Below are 19,816 nucleotides of genomic sequence, written 5' to 3'. Positions count from 1 at the left end.
CAGGAGATTTCTCATGACCCAAGCCGCCAATCGACAGATCCTGCTCGCCTCGCGCCCCCAAGGCGAGCCGAGCGCCGCCAACTTCAAGCTGGTGCAAACCCCGCTGCCCGAGCTGCGCGAGGGCCAGGTGCGGGTGCGCAACCATTACCTCTCGCTCGACCCCTACATGCGTGGGCGCATGAACGAGGGCCGCAGCTATGCCCAGCCGCAGCCGCTCGACGAGGTCATGATCGGCGGCACCGTGGGTGAGGTGGTCGAGTCCAGACACGCCTCCTTCACGCCCGGCGACAAGGTCGTCGGCATGGGCGGCTGGCAGGAGTACTCCACGGTCGACGCCGCGCAGCCTGGCCTCCTGCGCAAGGTCGATACCACCCATGTGCCGCTGCCGGCCTACCTCGGCGCGGTCGGCATGCCGGGCGTCACGGCCTGGTACGGGCTGGTGCGCATCATCGACCCGCAGGCGGGCCAGACGGTGGTCGTGAGCGCCGCCAGCGGCGCGGTGGGCAGCGCGGTGGGCCAGCTCGCCAAGGCGCGCGGCTGCCGGGCCATCGGGGTGGCCGGCGGCACCGACAAGTGCCGCTACGTGACCGAGGAGCTGGGCTTCGACGCCTGCATCGACTACAAGCAGCACGGCGACGCGAAGTCGCTGGCGGCCGCGCTCAAGGCCGCGGCGCCCGAGGGTTTCGACGGCTATTTCGAGAACGTCGGCGGCATGGTGCTGAACGCGGTGCTGCCCCAGATGAAGGACCACGGGCGCATCGCAGTGTGCGGAATGATCTCGGGCTACAACGGTGAGCCCATCCCGCTCGAGAACCCGCAGCTCATCCTGACGGCCCGGCTCAAGGTGCAGGGTTTTATCGTCGCCGAACACATGGACGCCTGGCCCGAGGCCCTCAAGGAGCTCGGCACGCTGGTCGCGACCGGCCGGCTCAAGTACCGCGAGAGCGTGGCCGAGGGCCTGGAGAACGCGCCCGACGCCTTCCTCGGCCTGCTCAAGGGCCGCAACTTCGGCAAGCAGCTCGTCAAGCTCATCTGACACCGCCCCGGGGAGGGACCGCGCATGTCGACCATCGCCACTGAGGTGTCGGACCGGACGCACGAGGTCTTCAACCAGAGCACCCCCCTGTCCGGGTACAACCTCTACGCCGGCCACCGGGCGCTGCACGACGCGCTGGCGTTTCACCTGGGCGACGCGCCGGCGGTCGCGGCTCGGCTGCAGGCGCTCGGCCAGACGCTGGGCAGCGCCGAGATGCAGCGCCACGCGCGGCTCGCCAACCTGCACGGGCCAGAGCTGCACAGCCACGACCGCTACGGCCGGCGCATCGACCAGGTCGAGTTCCATCCCAGCTATCACGAGCTGATGGCGACCGCGGTGCGCCACGGCCTGCACGGCACGCCATGGGCCGGCGGGCCGGGCGCGCACGTCGAACGCGCCGCGGGCTTCATGCTCTTCACCGAGCTGGAGCCGTCCACGCTGTGCCCGATCTCGATGACCTATGCGGTGACGCCCGCGCTGCGCGCCAATCCGGCGGTGTTCGCCGACTGGTTCCCCAAGCTCGCCAGCACCACCTACGACCCGGGCTTCCGGCCCGCGGCGGACAAAGCCGGTGTCACGATGGGCATGGGCATGACCGAGAAGCAGGGCGGCTCCGACGTGCGCGCCAACACCACCCAGGCGCAGTTCGAGGAGGACACGCCCTGGGGCCGGCGCTACCGGCTGGTCGGGCACAAGTGGTTCTTCTCGGCGCCGATGTGCGATGCCTTCCTGGTGCTGGCGCAGGCGCCGGCCGGTCTGAGCTGTTTTTTCCTGCCGCGGCGGCTGCCCGACGGCTCGGTCAACGCGCTGCGCATCCAGCGCCTGAAGGACAAGCTGGGCAACAAGGCCAATGCCAGCAGTGAAGTGGAGTTCACCGGCGCCTCCGCCTGGCTGGTCGGCGAGGAAGGCCGCGGTGTGCCGCAGATCCTGGAGATGGGCAGCCTGACGCGGCTGGACTGCGCCCTGGGCACCAGCGGGCTGATGCGCCAGGCGCTCGCGCTGGCGCTGCACCACACCGCGCAGCGCCAGGCCTTCGGCCGGCCGCTGATCGAGCAGCCGCTGATGCGCGCCGTGCTGGCCGACCTGGCCCTGGAGAGCGAGGCCGCCATCGCACTGAGCCTGCGGCTGGCGCGCGCCGTCGACCGGCAGGACGACCCCTTCGAGGCGCAGATGCGCCGCGTCCTGACGCCGGTGGCCAAGTACTGGGTCTGCAAGCGCGGGAGCGGCTTTGCCCAGGAGGCCATGGAGTGCCTGGGCGGCAACGGCTACGTGGAGGAGGGCGGCGAGGGCGTGATGGCGCGCATCTACCGCGAGATGCCGTTGAACTCGATCTGGGAAGGCGCCGGCAACGTGATGGCGCTGGACCTGCTGCGCGCCCTCAGGAAGCGGGGCGGTGACAAGACCCAGGACGTCGTCGCGGCGCTGGACGCCGAGCTCGAAGGCGCGGCCGGCGCCCACCCGGCACTCGATGCGCTGCGGGCTTCGCTGCTGGCTCGCATCGAGGATGGCGTGTCCGAGGGCGAGGCGCGCCGGCTGGCACAGGACGTCGCGCTGGCCGTGCAGGCGGCGCTGCTGCGCCGGCACGCGCCGGATTTCGTGTTCGAGGCCTTCTGCGCTGCGCGGCTCGGTGCCGTGCAGGGCCTGGCCTTCGGCGCGCTGCCTGCCGGGCTCGACCTGGACGGCCTGATCGCGAGGGCCATGCCCCACTGAACTGCCGGCGGGGGCGCTGCGCGGACCCGGCGTCCGTGCCTGCGCCAGCCGGTTTCCTTCCCACCACCTGGACCTACCGTTGTGCAAGACCTGATCCTTCATCACTACGCGATCTCGCCCTTCTCGGAGAAGATCCGCCTGATCCTCGCGCACAAGCGCCTGGCGTGGCAGTCGGTCATCGTGCCGTCCATCATGCCCAAGCCCGATGTGGCGGCGCTGACCGGCGGCTACCGCCGCACGCCTTTCCTGCAGGTGGGGGCCGACATCTATTGCGACACCGCGCTGATGGCGGACGTGCTCGAAGCGCGCCAGCCGTCGCCCAGCCTGTTTCCCGCCGACGCGGCGGGCCGCTCCACCGAGGGGCAGGCGCGCGCCCAGGCCGACTGGGCCGACCGCACGCTGTTCTGGACCGCGATGGCCTATTCCTTCCAGCCCGCGGGCATCGCCGCGCTGTTCGAGGGCGCGCCGCCGGCCCTGGTGCAGGCCTTCGCCGAAGACCGCGCCAAGATGCGCCCCGGCGCGCAACGCCTGCCGCCCGCGGCGGCTGCGGTGCAGCTGCGCAATGCACTCGGGTGGCTGGACGACCAGCTGCGCGGCCGCGATTTTCTGCTGGGCAGCGAGCCCGGGCTGGCCGACTTCGCGGCCTACCACCCACTGTGGTTCGTGAAACGCCTCAAGCCCATCGCCGGCATCTTCGATGCCGCACCTCAGGTGCGCCGGTGGTTGGAGCGCATCGCCGCAATCGGCCTGGATGCCGAGGCGCCAGTGCAGCGTAGCGCCGCCGAGGCCATCGAGATCGCCGCCTCGGCCCAGGCCCAGCCGGTGCCCGAGGCGCCGCTGGTCGATGCGCCCAAGCTGCGCCTCGGCGAGCGCGTCTGCGTGACGCCGACCGACTATGCCTTCGACCCGGTCGAAGGCGAGCTGCTGCGCGCCGACGAGCGGTGCGTCAGCCTGCGCCGCACCGACCCGCGCGCCGGCACCGTGCACGTGCACTTCCCCCGCATCGGCTACGAGCTGAAGCCGGCCCAGGCGCAATGAGTTTTTATAAGGAGCCCACAACATGAAAACCTTCCAAGGCAAAACCGCCGTCCTGACCGGCGCGGCTTCCGGCTTCGGCCTCGAGGTGGCGCGCCTGGCCGCCGCCCAAGGCATGAACGTCGTGATGGCCGACGTGCAGCAGGACGCGCTGGACAAGGCCGCCGCGGAGATCCGCGGACTCGGCGCCAAGGTGCTGCCCTTCCGGCTCGACGTGTCCAAGGCCGCCGAGGTCGAGGCGCTGGGCGCCGCGACGGTGCAGGAGTTCGGCGTGCCCCACCTGGTGTTCAACAATGCCGGCGTCGCCTTTGGCGGCCTGATCTGGGAGCACTCGCTGAAGGACTGGGAATGGGTGGTGGGCGTCAACCTGATGGGCGTGGCGCACGGGGTGCGCGTGTTCACCCCGCTGATGATCGAGGCCGCGCGCAGCAATCCCGAGTACGAGGGCCACATCGTCAACACGGCCTCGATGGCCGGTCTGCTGAACTCGCCCAACATGGGCGCCTACAACGTCACCAAGCATGCGGTGGTGAGCCTGTCGGAAACCCTCTACCAGGACCTGCACCTGGTGACCGACCAGGTCGACTGCTCGGTGCTGTGCCCGTACTTCGTGCCGACCGGCATCCACGAGTCGCACCGCAACCGCCCGAAGGACAGCCTGACCGGCGCCAAGCCCACCGCCAGCCAGTTGGTGGCCCAGGCGATGAGCGCGAAGGCGGTCACCTCCGGCAAGGTGACTGCGCAGGAAGTGGCGCAGAAGGTGATGAACGCGGTGCGCGACCATCAGTTCTACATCTACAGCCACCCGCAGGCGCTCGGCATGGTGCAGAAGCGCCTGGAGGACGTGGTGATGGGGCGCAATCCGACTGACCCCTTCGAGGCCAAGCCCGAGATCGGCGCGGACCTGCGCAAGGCCCTGAGGGCGCCGCAGGGCTGAGGCCGCGGAGCGGGGCAGGGCGCGCCCGTCCCCGCTCCGAAGGGGTTCAGTGCGCCAGCATGGCGGCCATCTGCTCACCCATCAGCCGGTGCACATGCGTCGTCTTGTGCGCGATGTCCCAGTGCACATACTGCTCGCCCACCGGCTGTGGGCCGCCATAGGCGTCCCAGGCGCAGGCAGGCACGGTGATGCACACCCCGAGCACCTCGCTGAAGCCCCAGCGCTTGGGCTCCCGGATCATCGTCGCGATCGCCGTGTAGGCGTCGTAGAGCCGGATGTCGGTGGCCAGGCGCCGTGCCGCCTGCTCCGCCGTGGCACGGATCGCGACGTTGAGGTCCACCCCGTTGAGGTCGTCGTCGCTGCCCAGCACCGTGCGGGGCGTGCGGTTGGCGACCACGATGTGCCGTGCTCCGAGCTGGTCGAGCCGGGTCAGCGCCGAGTCGATGTTGCTGGCCGCCCGCGCGATGAGGCGCTTCAGCGTCGGACGGTCCTCGCGGCGGGCGCCGCGGATGTCGTTGGAGCCGGCCCAGACGACGGCCACGTCTTTGGGGCCGAAGCGGTTGCCGCCGAGCTCGAACGCATCGATCTGGCCGTGCAGCCCGGTGCCGGTCGGGTAGGTCGGCGCGAAGTCGTCCTGGGCCTGGATGTTGGGCAGGCCGGTGGTTGCGCCGCCGACCGCATAGGATTCCAGCAGGCAGCTCGCCCGGGCGGCGAGGTACTCCACCACCACCGGCCCGTTGCTGGCCCGGCCCTGCCATGCCGGTGGAGCCGGCGACATTCCCTGCGAGAGGCGGAAGAGGTTGCCGTTGTCGACATTGCTGTCGCCGAAGGCCACCAGGCGACGGGTCGACCCGTGCGCGCCGGCGCGCCGTCCGCACGTCAGCAGGAGGGCCAGTCCGCCGGCGCCTCGAAGTAGTAGACGTTTGCCATGCTCCACGATTCCCTCCTGTTCCCAGGTAAAGATCAAAGGAAAGGCAGGCGGGTCGGCCAAAAACGAAACGCTCGGGGCGCACCGCCGGCCGGAAACTCTAAGCGGCGCGCGATGTCGCCGGCAATTGCACCAAGGGTTCAAGCGGGCTGTCCCCCCAGGACGGCGCGAAGGCAGGGTGGGCCTGTGCGACACTGCTTCCGCCCTCGGGAGGTCAGGATGAGCAGCTTCGTCGATCCGCAGAAGGTTCGTGGCACCTTGCTGGGCTTGGCCTGGGGAGACGTGTTCGGTTGCCCGGTCGAATACTGGAGCCCGGCGCAGATCGAGGCGGTCTACGGCCGCTACGAGCACCTGCCGGCGGCCTATCCGCTCGATCGCATTCCGTCCGACCCCCTTGTGCGCGACCACCTGCGCCCGCTCGGGCTGCACTCCGACGACACCCAGCAGGCCCTGGTGCTCGTCCACAGCTGCCTGCACGAGGACGGCTGGCATGTCGAGCGCTGGGCCGAGCACCTGCTGCAAGGCCAGCGCCGGCAGGCCTGGCGCGGTACCGGGCGCAATTTCCGCAGTGCCCTGCAAAAGATGGCCGACGGCCGGCCACCGCTGGAGTGCGGCAGCGCGACGGCCGGCATCGGCGGGGCGATGCGCATCGCTCCGCTCGCTGCCCTCTACAGCGCCGACCTGCGGCAGTTGACGCGGGTGGTCGTCGAGGCCACTGCGAGCACGCACGCCGACCTGCGGGCGGTGAGCTTTGCGCTGGCGGTGGCCGTCTGCGGGGCCATGCTGCTGCAGGGGCGCCACGACGCCGATATCCGCGAGGAGTTGCCGGCTTACGTCGAGGAGATCGAGGCCTCGCTGGCGCAGGCCGGCACGCTGCCGGTGGGCGAGCCGGCGCAGGTGCACGCAGTATCGGCGACGCTGCGGCGTTTCCTGACGTCGCCCTGGTCCGGCCTGGCAGAGCTGCGCAGCGCGCTGGCCGAGAGTGCCACGGGCCATGGCATCGAGCTGGCCGCGATGGAGTCGCCCGTCAACCACGCCTTCGTCCTGCTGGGCGGCGTGCACGCGCTGTGTGTCGGCCTGTGGCCGGACGACGAGCCGCAGTCCCTGCTGGCGGAGCTGGTCCAGCAGGGCGGCGACACCGACACCGTGGCCGCCATTGCCGGCGGCATCCTCGGCGCCCGTTTCGGCACCGACTGGATCCCCCTGGAGCGCTGCATGGACGCGGCGATGCTGGAGCACTATGCCGACAGCCTGCTGAGCGGCAGGCTGCCGGAGGCCTACGAGGACTTCATCGAGCGCGAGAGGAACTGGACGGTGCTGGAGCGGCGCTACCTGGGCGGGGTCTCGGGGGCGGCCTGAGGCCGGCTCGGGACGGCCGGCCTGGCCGATCGCGCCGCTCGGTGGAGGGCAGAGCAGGCGACGCCCCCGTCGAGGCAGACGGCGGGCCGCCTCGACGGCCGGCGCGCCGTGAAAAAAATGCACTCAAGAATCCGTCGCCTGTGTCGATAACACCGCCTGGCGGAGCCGCGGCAGCCGTACGGCGCGCCTCCAGCCCCCTATCGACACGACGGAAACCATGTCCTTCCTCAAACTCAATCAACTCTCCATCGGTCGACGGCTCGCCCTCGGCTTCGCCAGCGTGATCCTGATGCTGGTCGGGGTGGCGGCGATGAACAGCGCCGAGTTCCGAAGCATTGCCGAACGGCTGCGCGAGACCAAGGAAGTCAACGACCCGAAGACGGCGCTGGCGCACGAGATGCTGAACCAGATCAACGTGCTGGCCGTCCAGGCGCGCAGCATCACGCTCATCATCGACGTCAAGGAGCTGGACGCCGAGGTGGCGGTGCTGAGGCGCGCGCAGGCGGCCTATGTCAAGGCGGAGCAGGCGCTGGCCGAGCGCATCCAGGCCAGCGGCTCGGAGTCCGAGCGCCGCCTGATGCAGGCGCTGCGCGAGTCGTCGAAGGACACCCTGCCGCTGGTGCTGCGGGCGGCCAAGGAAGGCGAGGACGGCGCCAGCGCCGCGGCCACGGCCACCCTCCTGAACGAGGTGCGGCCACGTGAAGCCGTCTGGCGCAACAAGGTGGCGGAGCTCATCGCGCTGGAAGCCGAGCTGAACCAGCAGGCCTACCAGTCCGCGCTGGACAGCCGACAGCGGGCCCAGACGGTCGCCGGGCTGGTGGTGGTGCTGGCGGTGCTGGCCGGCAGTTTCCTCGCCTGGGGCATCACCCGCAGCGTCAAGGCGCCGGTGGACCGGGCGATCCGGATCGCCGAGCGTATCGCCAAGGGCGACCTGAGCTCCTCCGTGCAGGTGCAGTCCGCCGACGAGATCGGCCGGCTGCTGGCTGCGATCGCGAGCATGCAGGACCAGCTGCGCGGCCTGGTGGGCGAGATCCGCCAGTCCGCCGACAACATCGACCTGGCCAGCGCCGAGGTGGCGGGCGGCAACCGCGACCTGAGCGCTCGCACCGAGGAAGCCGCCAGCAGCCTGCAGCTCACCGCGTCGTCGATGCAGCAATTGACCGCCACGGTGCGCCAGAACGCCGATGCCGCGTCCCAGGCGAACCAGCTGGCCCTGTCGGCGTCGGCCGTCGCAAAACGCGGCGGCGAGGTGGTGGACCGGGTGGTCTCGACGATGGACGCCATCGACACCAGCTCCAAACGCATCAGCGACATCATCGGCGTGATCGATGGCATCGCCTTCCAGACCAACATCCTCGCGCTCAATGCCGCGGTCGAGTCGGCGCGTGCCGGCGAGCAAGGGCGCGGCTTCGCGGTGGTCGCCGGCGAGGTGCGTTCGCTGGCGCAGCGGTCCGCGGACGCGGCCCGCGAGATCAAGGTGCTGATCGGCAGCTCGGTGGAACAGGTCGAAAGCGGCTCGCGCCTGGTGCAGGACGCCGGCTCGACCATGAGCGAGATCGTCGGGAGCGTGCAGCGGGTGGCGGACATCATCGCGGAAATCACCGCGGGATCCAGCGAGCAGTCGGGCGGCATCGGGCAGGTCAACCACTCGGTGAACCAGCTCGAGCAGATGACGCAGCAGAACGCGGCGCTGGTCGAGGAATCGGCGGCCTCCGCCGCCAGCCTGCGCGAGCAGGCGGCGCGCCTGGCGGCGCTGGTCTCGACCTTCCGCCTCCAGGAGGAACCGGCCAAGGCCGGGGCCTGACACGGGAGGCGAGGCATGAAACACATTCCCTGGACCCCCTGGCTGCGCCGCGCGGCGGCCGCGACCCTGCTGGCGCTGGCCAGCCTGCCGGCCAGCGCGGCCACGGTGCGGGCCGCCTGCAGCGGCATCGGCCAGGAACTCGAGCTGTGCCGCAGCGCGGCCGAGGCCTGGAGCCGCAAGACCGGGCACAGCGTGGAGCTGGTGGCGGTGCCGAGCGATGGCAGCGCCCGGCTGGCCTGGCTGCAGAAGGCGCTGGCAGCGCGCTCCGACAAGGTCGACGTGCTGCAGCTGGACGTGGTCCAGATCGGCACGCTGCGCGAGCATCTGCTGGACCTCAAGCCCTACAGCCAGGGTGCCGAGAAGGCGCATTTCGCCGGCATGGTGGCCAACGGCACCGTGAACGGTCAGCTGCTGGCGATGCCCTGGTTCATCGATGCCGGCGTGCTGTACTACCGCCGCGACCTGCTCGAGAAACACCGGCAGGACCTGCCCAAGACCTGGGAAGCGCTGAAGCAGGTCGCGCAACACATCCAGAGCGCCGAGCGCACCGCCGGGAACGCCCAGATGTGGGGCTACGTCTGGCAGGGCCGGGCCTACGAGGGCCTGACCTGTGATGCGATGGAATGGCTCAGCAGCTTCGGTGCCGGAACGCTGGTCGACGAGACGGGCAAGGCCACGATCGGTGGCCCGCTCGCGGTCCAGGCGATCGCGACCGCGGCGTCCTGGGTGGGCACCATCTCGCCGCCCGAGGTCCTCGGCTTCGGCGAGGAAGAAGCGCGACAGGCGTTCCAGAGCGGGAACGCGGTTTTCATGCGCAACTGGCCCTATGCCTGGGCGCTGGCCCAGGCGGCGGACAGCCCGATCAAGGACAAGGTCGGCATCGCCATCCTGCCGAAAGGCAGCGGCGACGCCGCCCGCCACGCCGCGACACTGGGCGGCCAGCAGCTCTCGGTGTCCAAGTACTCCAGGAACCCCGCGGTTGCGGCCGACCTGGTGCTGCACCTCACCAGTGCGGCGGTGCAGAAGGAGCGTGCCGTCAAGGCCGCCTACAACCCGACCATCAACGACCTGTACCGTGACCCCGAGGTGAAGGCGTCCAACCCCTACCTCGGCGCCCTGATGCGCAGCTTTTTCGCCACCGTGGCGCGTCCCTCCAGCGCCACCGGGGTGAAGTACAACGCGGTGAGCGCCGCGTTCTCGACCACCGTGCACGAGGCGCTCGGCGGGCGGATCCGGCCGGAGGACGCCGTCACGCGGCTGGAGGCGACCCTGAAGGAGCTGCAGGGCGGCGGGTGGTGAGCCGGGTCGTCCACCGGGCCCGACACCGGCTCGGACCGGGCATCCCGCCTGGGATGGCACGGTGGCGGGGACTTCGCTTACGGACCGTCCCGCCGCCTATGGCAAACTGCCCCCCTTTCTAGCCCGACCTGAACCCAAAAGTGCTGGACAAGATCCTTCTTCAGATTGCCGCGGAGCTCAAGGTCCGCCCCGCCCAAGTCAACGCCGCGGTCGAACTGCTCGACGGGGGGGCCACCGTGCCCTTCATCGCGCGCTATCGCAAGGAAGCCACCGACGGGCTCGACGACGTCCAGTTGCGTGAACTCGAAACACGCCTGACCTACCTGCGCGAGCTGGAGGAGCGTCGCGAGGCGGTGCTCAAGAGCATCGAGGAGCAGGGCAAGCTGACGCCCGAGTTGCGCGCCGCCGTCGAGGCGGCGCCCACCAAGCAGGAGCTGGAAGACCTCTACCTGCCCTACAAGCCCAAGCGCCGCACCAAGGGCATGATCGCCCGCGAGGCGGGCATCGAGCCGCTCGCCGACAAGCTGTTCGCTGACCCCACCCTCGACCCGGCCGCCGAGGCCGCCGCCTTCGTCAATGCCGAGGCCGGTTTCGCCGACCCCTTCGCGGTGCTCGACGGCGTGCGGGACATCCTCTCCGAGCGCTGGGCCGAAGACGCCGCACTGGTCGGCAAGCTGCGCGAGTGGCTCTGGGAGGAGGGCCTGTTCCAGTCCAGGCTGATGGACGGCAAGGACCAGAACAACCCCGACGTCGCCAAGTTCCGCGACTACTTCGACTACGCGGAGCCGATCCGCACCGTGCCCTCGCACCGCGCGCTGGCGGTGTTCCGCGGCCGCACCCAGGAGTTCCTGGACGCGAAGCTGGTGCTGGACGAAGAGCTCGTGCCCGGCCAGCCCAGCCTGGCCGAGGGCCGCATCGCCCGCCATCTGGGCTGGAGCCATACCAAGCGCCCGGCGGACGAGCTGATCCGCAAGGCCATCGCATGGACCTGGAAGGTCAAGCTCAGCCTCAGCCTGGAGCGCGACCTGTTCGCCCGCCTGCGCGAGGAGGCCGAGAAGGTCGCGATCAAGGTGTTCGCCGAGAACCTGCGCGACCTGCTGCTCGCGGCACCGGCCGGCAAGCGGGTCGTGATGGGCCTGGACCCGGGCATCCGCACCGGCGTCAAAGTGGCGGTGGTCGACGAGACCGGCAAGGTGCTGGACACCAACACCGTCTACCCGCACGAGCCGCGCAAGGACTGGGACGGCTCCATCCACACGCTGGGCCGCCTGTGCGCGACCCACGGCGTCAACCTGATCGCGATCGGCAACGGCACCGCCAGCCGCGAGACCGACAAGCTGGCCGGTGACCTGATCAAGCGCATCCAGCAGCTGGCGCCCGGGACGGAGATCGAGAAGGTGGTGGTCAGCGAGGCCGGCGCCTCGGTCTACTCGGCCTCCGAATACGCCAGCAAGGAACTGCCCGAGCTCGACGTCAGCCTGCGCGGCGCCGTCAGCATCGCGCGCCGCGTCCAGGACCCGCTGGCCGAGCTGGTCAAGATCGAGCCCAAGAGCATCGGTGTGGGCCAGTACCAGCACGACGTCAACCAGAGCGAGCTGGCGCGCAGCCTGGACACCATCATCGAGGACTGCGTCAACTCCGTCGGCGTGGACCTGAACACCGCTTCGGCGCCGCTGCTGTCGCGGGTCTCGGGCCTCAGCAACACGGTCGCGGCCAGCATCGTGCGCTGGCGCGACGCCAACGGCGCCTTCCGCAGCCGCAAGCAGCTGCTCGACGTCTCCGGCCTGGGCCCCAAGACCTTCGAGCAGGCGGCGGGCTTCCTGCGCATCCGCGGCGGCGACAACCCGCTGGACATGTCGGGGGTGCACCCGGAGACCTATCCGGTGGTCGAGAAGATGCTCAGCAGCGTGGGCCGTCCCATCACCGAGGTGATCGGCCGGGCCGACGTGCTGCGTTCCCTCAAGCCGGAGGCCTTCGCCGACGAGAAGTTCGGTGCCATCACGGTCAAGGACATCCTGGCCGAGCTGGAGAAGCCGGGCCGCGACCCGCGCCCCGACTTCAAGGTGGCGCGCTTCAACGAAGGCGTCGAAGACCTGAAGGACCTGCAGCCGGGCATGATCCTGGAAGGCACCGTCAGCAACGTCGCGCAGTTCGGCGCCTTCGTCGACCTGGGTGTGCACCAGGACGGCCTGGTCCATGTGAGCCAGTTGTCGAACAAGTTCGTGAACGACGCGCGCGAGGTCGTCAAGACCGGCGACATCGTCAAGGTCAAGGTGCTGGAGGTCGACCTGGCCCGCAAGCGCATCTCGCTGACGATGAAGCTGGATGCGGCCGCGCCCCGCGGCGCCAGCGGCGGCGCCGCCGACAACAGCTACCGCCCGGCGGGCCGCAACGAGCGGCCCGGCGGCGGCCGCGGCGCGCCCCAGCCGGCGGCGCAGTCCGCGATGGCGGCGGCCTTCGCGAAGCTGCAGGGCAAGCGCTGAGGCCCGGCCGGGGGCAACATCCCGTTGCCCTTGGCGGCCCGGCGGCGAGACGGTTTGCGGCGCTCGTGGCACCATCTCGGATTCAACATCCAATCAAGGAGGGCCTCTCCCATGCAAACCCGAAACCGCCTGACCCTGGGCTCGCTCGCGCTGGCCGCCATCGCCACCCTGGCCGCCTGCGCCGCGCCAACCTCGGCCACGCCGACCTCGGCCGCGCCGGCCAGGGCCGTGGCCGAGCTGAAGCCCACCGCGGGCAACCTCACCAGCGGCAGCGTCACCTTCGAGCAGCACGGCGACCACGTGATGGTCACGGCCAAGATCAGCGGCCTCGCGCCCAACCAGGAACATGGCTTCCATGTGCATGAAAAAGGCGACTGCTCCAGTCCCGACGCCCTGAGCGCCGGCGGCCACTTCAACCCGCTGGGCAAGCCGCACGGCCAGGAAAACGGCCCGGAGCACCACGCCGGCGACATGCCGAACCTCAAGGCCGACGCCAACGGCGTCGCCACGGCGACCTTCCACGTCAGCGGCATGGCCGTGGGCAGCGGCGCGACCGACATCATCGGCCGCGGCCTGATCGTGCACGCCAAGCCCGACGACTACCGCTCGCAGCCGGTCGGCAATGCCGGCGCGCGGCTGGCCTGCGCGGTCATTGCCAAGGGCTGAGGCCCCGGGCGGCACCGGCCTGTCGCACGTTGAACAGCAGGCCGGGCCCACTGCTTCGATAATGGAGGCCTGCTGCTGCCGCCGCCCGCCGGGTCGGGGCGGCAGCCTTCCATTGGCCGTATGCAAGCACTACAGATCTACGCCGGCCCGCGCGCGCTCGAACGCCTGCGCGGGCACGGCCTCCAGCCGCGCGACATCCGCGTCGTCGCCGGCGCCGCGGGCGGGCCCAAGGGCCTGATCCTGAGCCACCTCGATCGCCAGATCTTCGGCAGTTTCCTCGCCGGCGCCTCGCACACGGTGCACCTGGTCGGCGCGTCCATCGGCGCCTGGCGCATGGCGACCGGCGCCTTGCCCGACCCGGTGCAGGGTTTCGAGAACCTGGCGAGCGGCTACATCAATGAGCGCTACGAGCTCGAGCCGGGCCGCAAGCTGCCCAGCGCCGAGCAGGTGAGTCGGCGCTTCTCCCAGCAACTGCACGAGTTTTTCGACGGCCAGGTCGAGCGCCTGCTGGCCCATCCGCGCTATCGGCTGCACATCGTGACCTCGCGCGGGCGCCACGTGCTGGGACGGGAAGGGCGCTGGCGCACGCCGCTGGGCTACCTGGGCGCGATGCTGAGCAATGCGGCCAGCCGCAAGGCCCTGAGTGCCTGGCTGGAGCGGGTGGTGTTCTCGACCCCGGGCGAGGCGCTGCCGATCCGGCTCGACGACCTGCGCCACCGCAAGGTCGAGCTGCGGGCCGACAACTTCCAGCCTGCCCTGCTGGCGTCCTGCTCGATCCCTTTCGTGCTCAAGGCGGTGCACGACATCCCGGGCGGCCCGCCGGGCGCCTACTGGGACGGCGGCATCACCGACTACCACCTGCACTGGAACTACAGCTCGCTGGTCGACGCCGCGCAGGCCCAGGCCGAGGAGTGCGGCGGCCTGGTGCTGTACCCCCATTTCCAGCAGTCGCTGGTGCCCGGCTGGCTCGACAAGGCCTGGCGCTCGCGGCACCGCGCCACCGCCTATCTCGACAACGTCATCGTGCTCGCGCCGCGCGCGAGCTGGGTCCAGGGCCTGCCCAACGCCAAGCTGCCCGACCGCAAGGACTTCGCCGCCTATGGCGCCGACCACGCCGGCCGGGTGCGCGACTGGACCCGCGCGCTGGCCGAGAGCGAGCGCCTGGGCGACGAGTGGGCCGACTGGCTGGCCCGGGGTGCCCCGGCCGATGCCGTGAAGGCCTTGTAGGCAGGGGCGATGCCGTCCCCGCGTCGGAGCCGGGCCGACGGCGTCGAGGCCCCAAGCTGCTTACACTAGCCGCTCAACCCGCCACTCAGAACGCCGGGGGAGCGGACACTCATGGGCCTGACTTCGAGCTTGATCGTCATCGCGCTGCTGATCGGCACCAGCGCCTACTTCTCCATCGCCGAAATTTCCCTGGCCGCGGCCCGGCGCCTGCGGCTGCGCCAGATGGCGGACGAGGGCGAGGCGCGCGCCCAGCGTGTCATCGAGATCCAGGAGCAGCCGGGCAACTACTTCACGGTGGTGCAGATCGGCCTCAACGCGGTCGCCATCCTGGGCGGCATCGTCGGCGAAGGCACGCTGACGCCGCACCTGGAGTCGCTGCTGCTGCACGTGACCGACGCCGACACCGCCCACACGGCCGGTTTCCTCCTGTCCTTCCTGATCGTCACCTCGCTGTTCATCCTGTTCGCCGACCTCTTCCCCAAGCGGGTCGGCATGACCCAGCCCGAGCAGGTCGCCATCCGCGTCGTCACCCCCATGCTGTGGTGGGCAGCGCTGCTCAAGCCGGTGGTCTGGGTCTTCAACAGCCTGGCCAACGTGTTGTTCAAGCTGCTGGGGCTGCCCGCGAAGCGCGACGACCGCATCACCCACGACGACATCCTGGCCCTCACCGAGGCCGGCGCCCAGGCCGGGCTGCTGCTGGCGCAGGAGCAGCAGGTCATCGCCAACGTGTTCGAGCTCGACGTGCGCACGGTGGAGAGCTCGATGACCTCGCGCGAGCGTATCGTGTACTTCCTGGTCGACGATCCGGAGGAGGAGATCCGCGCCCGCATTGCCGCCGAGCCCCATTCGACCTACCTGGTCTGCAACACCACCATCGACGAGGTGGTGGGTTACGTGGACGCCGCCGACCTGTTTCAGCGTGTGCTCAAGGGCGAGCCGATCTCGCTGCAGGGCGAGGCCGCCGAGGGCCTGCTGCACAAGGTGCTGATGGTGCCCGACCGCATCACGCTGTCCGAGATGCTGGGCCAGTTCCGCCAGGCCCACGAGGACTTCGCCGTCATCGTCAACGAATACAGCCTGGTGGTCGGCGTGATCACGCTCAACGACGTGATGTCCACCGTGATGGGCAGCCTGGTCTCGCCGCACGACGAGGACCAGATCGTGCGTCGCGAGGACGGCTCGTGGCTGATCGACGGGGTCACGCCCATCGTCGACGTGATGCGCGCGATCGACCTCGACGAGCTGCCGCACCAGGGACAGTACGACACGCTGGCGGGCTTCCTGATGGTGATGCTGCGGCGCATCCCGCGCCGCACCGACAGTGTCAGCTGGGGCGGCTACAAGTTCGAGGTGATGGACGTCGACAGCTACCGCATCGACCAGGTGATGGTGACGCGGCTGCCGGCCGCAGCGGCCTGAGCGCCGGTTTTTTCACATCGACGCCTGCAGCATCGCACGGTAGTCGTCGGCGCTGGCCAGCCGCGGGTTGGTCTTGTGGCAGTGGTCGGCCAGGGCGCCGTCGATCACCTTGCCGAACAGCACCGGATCCACCCCCATCGCGGCCAGCCCGCCGGGCAGGCCCAGGCGGGCGTTCATCGCGCGGATCGCGTCGGGGATCTCGCTGCCCGAGCGCAGTCCCATCGCCTGCGCCATGCGGTCCAGACGCCGCTCGCGCCGCACCGGCTCGGCCTCGGCGTTGAAGCGCAGCACCGCCGGCAGGAACACCGCGTTGAGCGAGCCGTGGTGCAGCCGCGGGTTGGCGCCACCCAGGCTGTGGCTCAGGCTGTGCACGCAGCCCAGGCCTTTCTGGAAGGCCAGCGCGCCCTGCATCGAGGCGCTCATCATCTGGCGCCGCGCTTCGCGGTCGCTGCCGTTGCGGGTGGCCCGCTCGATATGGGCCCAGCCGCGCTCGAGGCCGTCGAGCGCGATGCCGTCCGCCGGCGGGTTGAAGGCGGCCGACATGAAGGTCTCGATGCAGTGCGCGATGGCATCCATGCCGGTGGCCGCGGTCAGGGTAGGCGGCAGGCCGAGGGTCAGCTCCGGGTCGCAGATTGCGGCTTTCGGCAGCAGGTGCCAGGAGTGGAAGCCGAGCTTGCGGCCGTCGTCGACGATGAGGATCGCGCCGCGCGCCACCTCGCTGCCGGTGCCGGCGGTGGTGGGCACGGCGATCAGCGGGGCCGCTTCGGCGGTGATGCGGCCGCTGCCGCCTTCGATGGTCGCGTAGGTCGTGAGCGGCCCGGGATGGCTGGCCGCGATCGCGACGCCCTTGGCGAGGTCGATGCTGGAGCCGCCGCCAACCGCCACCAGCCCGTCGCAGCGCTCGCGCCGGTAAACCGCGTGCGCTGCGCGCACCGCCGCCTCGGTCGGGTTGGAGGGCGTGCCGTCGTACACGGCGCAGGGCAGTTCACGCAGCGCATCGAGCGCCTTCTGCAGCACGCCGGCGGCGCGCACGCCGGCGTCGGTGACGATCAGCGGGCGGCGCAGGCCGAGGCGCTCGCATTCCTGCGGCAGCAGCGCCACCGCGCCGAAGTCGAACTGGATCTGGGTCAGGTAGTTGATGAGGGCCATGGGAGGATGCGAGGGGTTCTCGGCGGTGCCGGGCGCAGGCACACGGGCGGGGCGAAGGCCAGTATGCTTGCCTTCTTTCCCGCGGACATCCGGAGACACCATGAACCCATCGCTCAAGCAAGGGATCGCGGCGCTGGCCCTCGCGACGCTCGCCGCCGGCGCTCCGGCCGCCTGTCCGTCGGACCTGGAGGCGGCCCGGCTGGTGTCGCGCTACCTGGCGCTGGAGCCGGTCGACAACCCGCCGGCGATGAGCCCCGCCGATGCCGAGTGCGGGCGTGACAAGGTGGTGGCCTTCCTGGAACAGCAGCTGGGCCGGCGTGCCGGCTACAAGGCCGGTCTGACCCATCCCGCAGTGCAGAAGCGCTTCCGCCACGACAGCCCGGTGCGCGGCACGCTGTTCTCCGCCATGCTGCTGCCGCACGGTGCGCAGTTCCCGGCCAAGTTCGGCGCCCGGCCGCTGTTCGAGGCCGACCTGCTGGTGCGCGTGAAGAGCCCGGCCATCCACCAGGCGCGCACGCCGGCCCAGGTGATGCAGCACCTCGATGCGGTGATTCCCTTCATCGAGCTGCCCGACCTGGTGGTGCAGGACCCGACCCAGCTGGACGGGGCCGGCATCACCTACATCAATGTCGGGGCGCGCTGGGGCGTGATGGGCGAGCCGCTGAAGGCCACGCCCGCGATGGTGGACCAACTCGCCGCGATGACCGTCAAGGTCCTCGACGGCGAGGGCAAGGAGCTGGACCGCGGCCGCGGCGCCGACCTGATGGGGCACCCGCTGCGCGCGGTGCTGTGGCTGGCGCAGGACCTGCAGAAGAGCGGCCGGCGCCTGCAGGCCGGCGACCTGCTGAGCCTGGGTTCGTTTTCGAAGTTGCTGCCGCCGCGGCCCGGGCTCGCGGTCAAGGTGGTGTATGAAGGCCTGGAAGGCACGCCCGAGGTCGGCGTGAGCTTCCGTTGAAGAGGTAGTCGTGACGTCGTCCTTGCTGACGCCCCGGATGTCGGGCGTGATCGATCGCATCCAGCGCGCCAAGCGCCCCCCGTACTACACGCTGTCGCCGCAGCAGGCTCGCGAGGCCTATGTGGCGGCGGCCGAGATCCTCGACCTGCCGCGCGCTCCGCTGGCGCGCGTGCAGGACATCGAGCTCGATGCCGACGACGGTACCCCGCTGCCGGCGCGGCTCTATGCGGCTTCGCACGAGCGGCTGCCGGTGCTGCTCTACCTGCACGGCGGCGGCTTCACGATAGGCGGCCTCGAGACGCACGACAGCCTGTGCCGCCAGCTGGCCTTGCTCAGCGGTGCCGCGGTGGTGTCGCTGGACTACCGGCTGGCGCCCGAGCACCGCTTTCCGACCGCGGTGGACGACAGCTGGGCGGCGCTGCGCCGGCTGCGCGACAGCGGCGACGCGCTGGGGCTGGACACGAGCCGCCTCGCGGTCGGCGGCGACAGCGCCGGCGGCACGCTGGCGACGGTCTGCGCCATCCTGGCGCGCGACGCCGGCCTGCCGCTGGCCTTGCAGCTGCTGATCACGCCGGGCGCCAGCGCCCACCAGGACACCGCCTCGCATGTGCTGTTCGCCACCGGCTTCGTGCTGGAGCGGCCCGCGATCGACTGGTTCTTCGATCAGTACATCGACCACCACCATCGCAAGGACTGGCGATTCGCGCCGCTGCATGCCGAGGACCTCGAAGGCCTCGCGCCGGCCTGGGTCTGCCTGGCCGAGTGCGACCCGCTGGTCGACGAAGGCCTGGCCTACGCGGACCGGCTGCGGCTGGCGGGTGTCCCGGTGTCGCTCGACCTGTACAAGGGCGTGACACACGACTTCATCAAGATGGGCCGGGCCATTCCCGAGGCGCTGGAGGCCCATGCGGCCGCCGGCAGGGTGTTGAAGGAGGCCTTGTTCGATGGTGCGCGCTGATTTCCGTTTCCTGTACCGGCTGCGGGTGCGCTGGGCCGAGGTGGATGCCCAGAAGATCGTCTTCAACGGCCACTACCTGATGTACGTCGACACCGCGATCTCCGACTACTGGCGCGCGCTGGCCTTGCCGTACCCGCAGGCGTTGGAGTCCTTCGGCGGCGACCTCTACGTGAAGAAGGCGACGCTCGAATACCACGCGTCGGCGCAGTACGACGACCAGCTCGACGTCGGCATCCGCTGCGAGCGGGTCGGCAACTCCTCGATGCTGTTCCAGGCCGGCGTGTTCCGGCAGGACGAGTTGCTGGTCAGCGGCGAGCTGGTGTATGTCTATGCCGACCCGGTGGCGCGGTCCGCGATGCGCGTGCCCGAGGAGCTGCGCGCGGCGCTGGCAGCCTACGAGGCAGGGCAGTCGATGCTGGAGGTGCGTGTCGGCGGCTGGGACACGCTGGGCGACGACGCCCGCCTGGTGCGCAAGGAGGTCTACGTCGACGAGCAGCGCATCCCCGCCGAGATGGAGTGGGACGAGGCCGACCTGGCCTGCGTGCAGGCGGTGGCCTACAACCGCCTCGGCATGCCGCTGGCGACCGGGCGGCTGATGGAGCACGTGCCGGGAGTCGCGAAGATCGGCCGCATGGCGACGCGCCGCACCATGCGCGGCGGTGGAGCGGGCAGGGCGGTGCTCGACGCCTTGATGCAGGCGGCCCGACGGCAGGGCTATCGGGAGGCGGTGCTGCATGCGCAGCTCTCGGCGACCTCGTTTTACCTGCAGGCCGGCTTCGCCACGCGCGGGCCGCAGTACGAGGAGCTTGGCATCCCGCACGTGGAGATGGTCAAGGTCCTGTAGCGGGAGG

16 protein-coding genes are annotated in these 19,816 nt (G+C 70.5%); 14 read left to right on the top strand and 2 right to left on the bottom strand.

Annotated features, from left to right (window positions below):
* Positions 1-13: 13 nt before the first annotated feature.
* From OOT46_RS22695 to OOT46_RS22680, 4 genes are all read left to right on the top strand, one after another.
* The gene (locus tag OOT46_RS22695) at positions 14-1,036 is read left to right on the top strand and encodes an NADP-dependent oxidoreductase (RefSeq protein WP_265405903.1); all 1,023 of its coding nucleotides are present in this window, start codon (positions 14-16) and stop codon (positions 1,034-1,036) included.
* Between the two features lie 24 nt (positions 1,037-1,060).
* Positions 1,061-2,746, top strand: coding sequence for an isovaleryl-CoA dehydrogenase (locus OOT46_RS22690; protein WP_265405902.1), 1,686 nt, complete (start codon positions 1,061-1,063; stop codon positions 2,744-2,746).
* Between the two features lie 81 nt (positions 2,747-2,827).
* Positions 2,828-3,784, top strand: a complete 957-nt coding sequence (locus OOT46_RS22685) for a glutathione S-transferase family protein (RefSeq protein ID WP_265405901.1) — start codon at positions 2,828-2,830, stop codon at positions 3,782-3,784.
* Positions 3,785-3,806: 22 nt separating this feature from the next.
* The gene (locus tag OOT46_RS22680; protein WP_265405900.1) at positions 3,807-4,718 is read left to right on the top strand and encodes an SDR family oxidoreductase; all 912 of its coding nucleotides are present in this window, start codon (positions 3,807-3,809) and stop codon (positions 4,716-4,718) included.
* Between the two features lie 46 nt (positions 4,719-4,764).
* Here the strand turns inward: OOT46_RS22680 and OOT46_RS22675 are convergent, their stop codons facing one another.
* Positions 4,765-5,655 (bottom strand): SGNH/GDSL hydrolase family protein, encoded by an 891-nt coding sequence (locus OOT46_RS22675; RefSeq protein ID WP_265405899.1) that lies wholly within the window; start codon positions 5,653-5,655, stop codon positions 4,765-4,767.
* 210 nt (positions 5,656-5,865) lie between these two features.
* Here OOT46_RS22675 and OOT46_RS22670 point away from each other — a divergent pair, with 210 nt between their 5' ends.
* The 7 genes from OOT46_RS22670 (at position 5,866) to OOT46_RS22635 (ending at position 15,903) form a co-directional block, all read left to right on the top strand.
* Complete coding sequence (locus OOT46_RS22670) at positions 5,866-7,005, top strand: ADP-ribosylglycohydrolase family protein (protein ID WP_265405898.1); 1,140 nt, start codon at positions 5,866-5,868, stop codon at positions 7,003-7,005.
* A 217-nt stretch (positions 7,006-7,222) separates the two neighbouring features.
* Complete coding sequence (locus OOT46_RS30795) at positions 7,223-8,809, top strand: methyl-accepting chemotaxis protein (RefSeq protein ID WP_322114281.1); 1,587 nt, start codon at positions 7,223-7,225, stop codon at positions 8,807-8,809.
* Positions 8,810-8,824: 15 nt separating this feature from the next.
* Positions 8,825-10,108 carry an ABC transporter substrate-binding protein gene (locus tag OOT46_RS22655; protein ID WP_265405897.1) on the top strand — a complete coding sequence of 428 codons (1,284 nt, stop codon included), beginning with the start codon at positions 8,825-8,827 and terminating at the stop codon, positions 10,106-10,108.
* Between the two features lie 143 nt (positions 10,109-10,251).
* The gene (locus OOT46_RS22650) at positions 10,252-12,591 is read left to right on the top strand and encodes a Tex family protein (protein ID WP_265405914.1); all 2,340 of its coding nucleotides are present in this window, start codon (positions 10,252-10,254) and stop codon (positions 12,589-12,591) included.
* 111 nt (positions 12,592-12,702) lie between these two features.
* A complete protein-coding gene (locus OOT46_RS22645; protein ID WP_265405896.1) occupies positions 12,703-13,257 on the top strand; it encodes a superoxide dismutase family protein in 555 nt (184 codons plus the stop codon).
* A gap of 120 nt (positions 13,258-13,377) precedes the next feature.
* On the top strand, positions 13,378-14,484 hold the full coding sequence (locus OOT46_RS22640) for a phospholipase (protein ID WP_265405895.1): 1,107 nt from the start codon (positions 13,378-13,380) through the stop codon (positions 14,482-14,484).
* Between the two features lie 111 nt (positions 14,485-14,595).
* Positions 14,596-15,903 carry a hemolysin family protein gene (locus OOT46_RS22635; RefSeq protein ID WP_265405894.1) on the top strand — a complete coding sequence of 436 codons (1,308 nt, stop codon included), beginning with the start codon at positions 14,596-14,598 and terminating at the stop codon, positions 15,901-15,903.
* 12 nt (positions 15,904-15,915) lie between these two features.
* Here the strand turns inward: OOT46_RS22635 and OOT46_RS22630 are convergent, their stop codons facing one another.
* Positions 15,916-17,052, bottom strand: coding sequence for an iron-containing alcohol dehydrogenase (locus OOT46_RS22630; protein ID WP_265405893.1), 1,137 nt, complete (start codon positions 17,050-17,052; stop codon positions 15,916-15,918).
* Between the two features lie 100 nt (positions 17,053-17,152).
* On the opposite strand from OOT46_RS22630, the gene OOT46_RS22625 reads away from it, so the two are divergent.
* From OOT46_RS22625 to OOT46_RS22615, 3 genes are read left to right on the top strand one after another with little or no spacing between them, the layout of a single operon-like run.
* Positions 17,153-18,007: a 2-keto-4-pentenoate hydratase gene (locus OOT46_RS22625; protein ID WP_265405892.1), complete on the top strand. Its 855-nt coding sequence runs from the start codon at positions 17,153-17,155 to the stop codon at positions 18,005-18,007.
* A gap of 37 nt (positions 18,008-18,044) precedes the next feature.
* Positions 18,045-18,965, top strand: coding sequence for an alpha/beta hydrolase (locus OOT46_RS22620; protein ID WP_265405913.1), 921 nt, complete (start codon positions 18,045-18,047; stop codon positions 18,963-18,965).
* On the top strand, positions 18,952-19,809 hold the full coding sequence (locus OOT46_RS22615; RefSeq protein WP_265405891.1) for a YbgC/FadM family acyl-CoA thioesterase: 858 nt from the start codon (positions 18,952-18,954) through the stop codon (positions 19,807-19,809). Before OOT46_RS22620 ends, OOT46_RS22615 begins: the two co-directional genes overlap by 14 nt.
* The last annotated feature ends 7 nt before the right edge of the window (positions 19,810-19,816 follow it).

The organism is Aquabacterium sp. A7-Y (assembly GCF_026153205.1).
Lineage (GTDB): Bacteria > Pseudomonadota > Gammaproteobacteria > Burkholderiales > Burkholderiaceae_C > Caldimonas.
The sequence above is the reverse complement of the archived record's forward strand: the minus strand, read 5'-3'. Positions and strand labels throughout refer to the sequence as shown.

What these genes read in the sequence shown, in the direction of transcription:
- OOT46_RS22640 (WP_265405895.1), top strand. Translation starts at nt 13,378, where the DNA reads ATGCAAGCACTACAGATCTACGCCGGCCCGCGCGCGCTCGAACGCCTG.
- OOT46_RS22625 (WP_265405892.1), top strand. Translation starts at nt 17,153, where the DNA reads ATGAACCCATCGCTCAAGCAAGGGATCGCGGCGCTGGCCCTCGCGACG.
- OOT46_RS22630 (WP_265405893.1), bottom strand. Translation starts at nt 17,052, where the DNA reads ATGGCCCTCATCAACTACCTGACCCAGATCCAGTTCGACTTCGGCGCG.
- OOT46_RS22645 (WP_265405896.1), top strand. Translation starts at nt 12,703, where the DNA reads ATGCAAACCCGAAACCGCCTGACCCTGGGCTCGCTCGCGCTGGCCGCC.
- OOT46_RS22680 (WP_265405900.1), top strand. Translation starts at nt 3,807, where the DNA reads ATGAAAACCTTCCAAGGCAAAACCGCCGTCCTGACCGGCGCGGCTTCC.
- OOT46_RS22635 (WP_265405894.1), top strand. Translation starts at nt 14,596, where the DNA reads ATGGGCCTGACTTCGAGCTTGATCGTCATCGCGCTGCTGATCGGCACC.
- OOT46_RS22690 (WP_265405902.1), top strand. Translation starts at nt 1,061, where the DNA reads ATGTCGACCATCGCCACTGAGGTGTCGGACCGGACGCACGAGGTCTTC.
- OOT46_RS22670 (WP_265405898.1), top strand. Translation starts at nt 5,866, where the DNA reads ATGAGCAGCTTCGTCGATCCGCAGAAGGTTCGTGGCACCTTGCTGGGC.
- OOT46_RS22695 (WP_265405903.1), top strand. Translation starts at nt 14, where the DNA reads ATGACCCAAGCCGCCAATCGACAGATCCTGCTCGCCTCGCGCCCCCAA.
- OOT46_RS22655 (WP_265405897.1), top strand. Translation starts at nt 8,825, where the DNA reads ATGAAACACATTCCCTGGACCCCCTGGCTGCGCCGCGCGGCGGCCGCG.
- OOT46_RS22615 (WP_265405891.1), top strand. Translation starts at nt 18,952, where the DNA reads ATGGTGCGCGCTGATTTCCGTTTCCTGTACCGGCTGCGGGTGCGCTGG.
- OOT46_RS22620 (WP_265405913.1), top strand. Translation starts at nt 18,045, where the DNA reads ATGTCGGGCGTGATCGATCGCATCCAGCGCGCCAAGCGCCCCCCGTAC.
- OOT46_RS30795 (WP_322114281.1), top strand. Translation starts at nt 7,223, where the DNA reads ATGTCCTTCCTCAAACTCAATCAACTCTCCATCGGTCGACGGCTCGCC.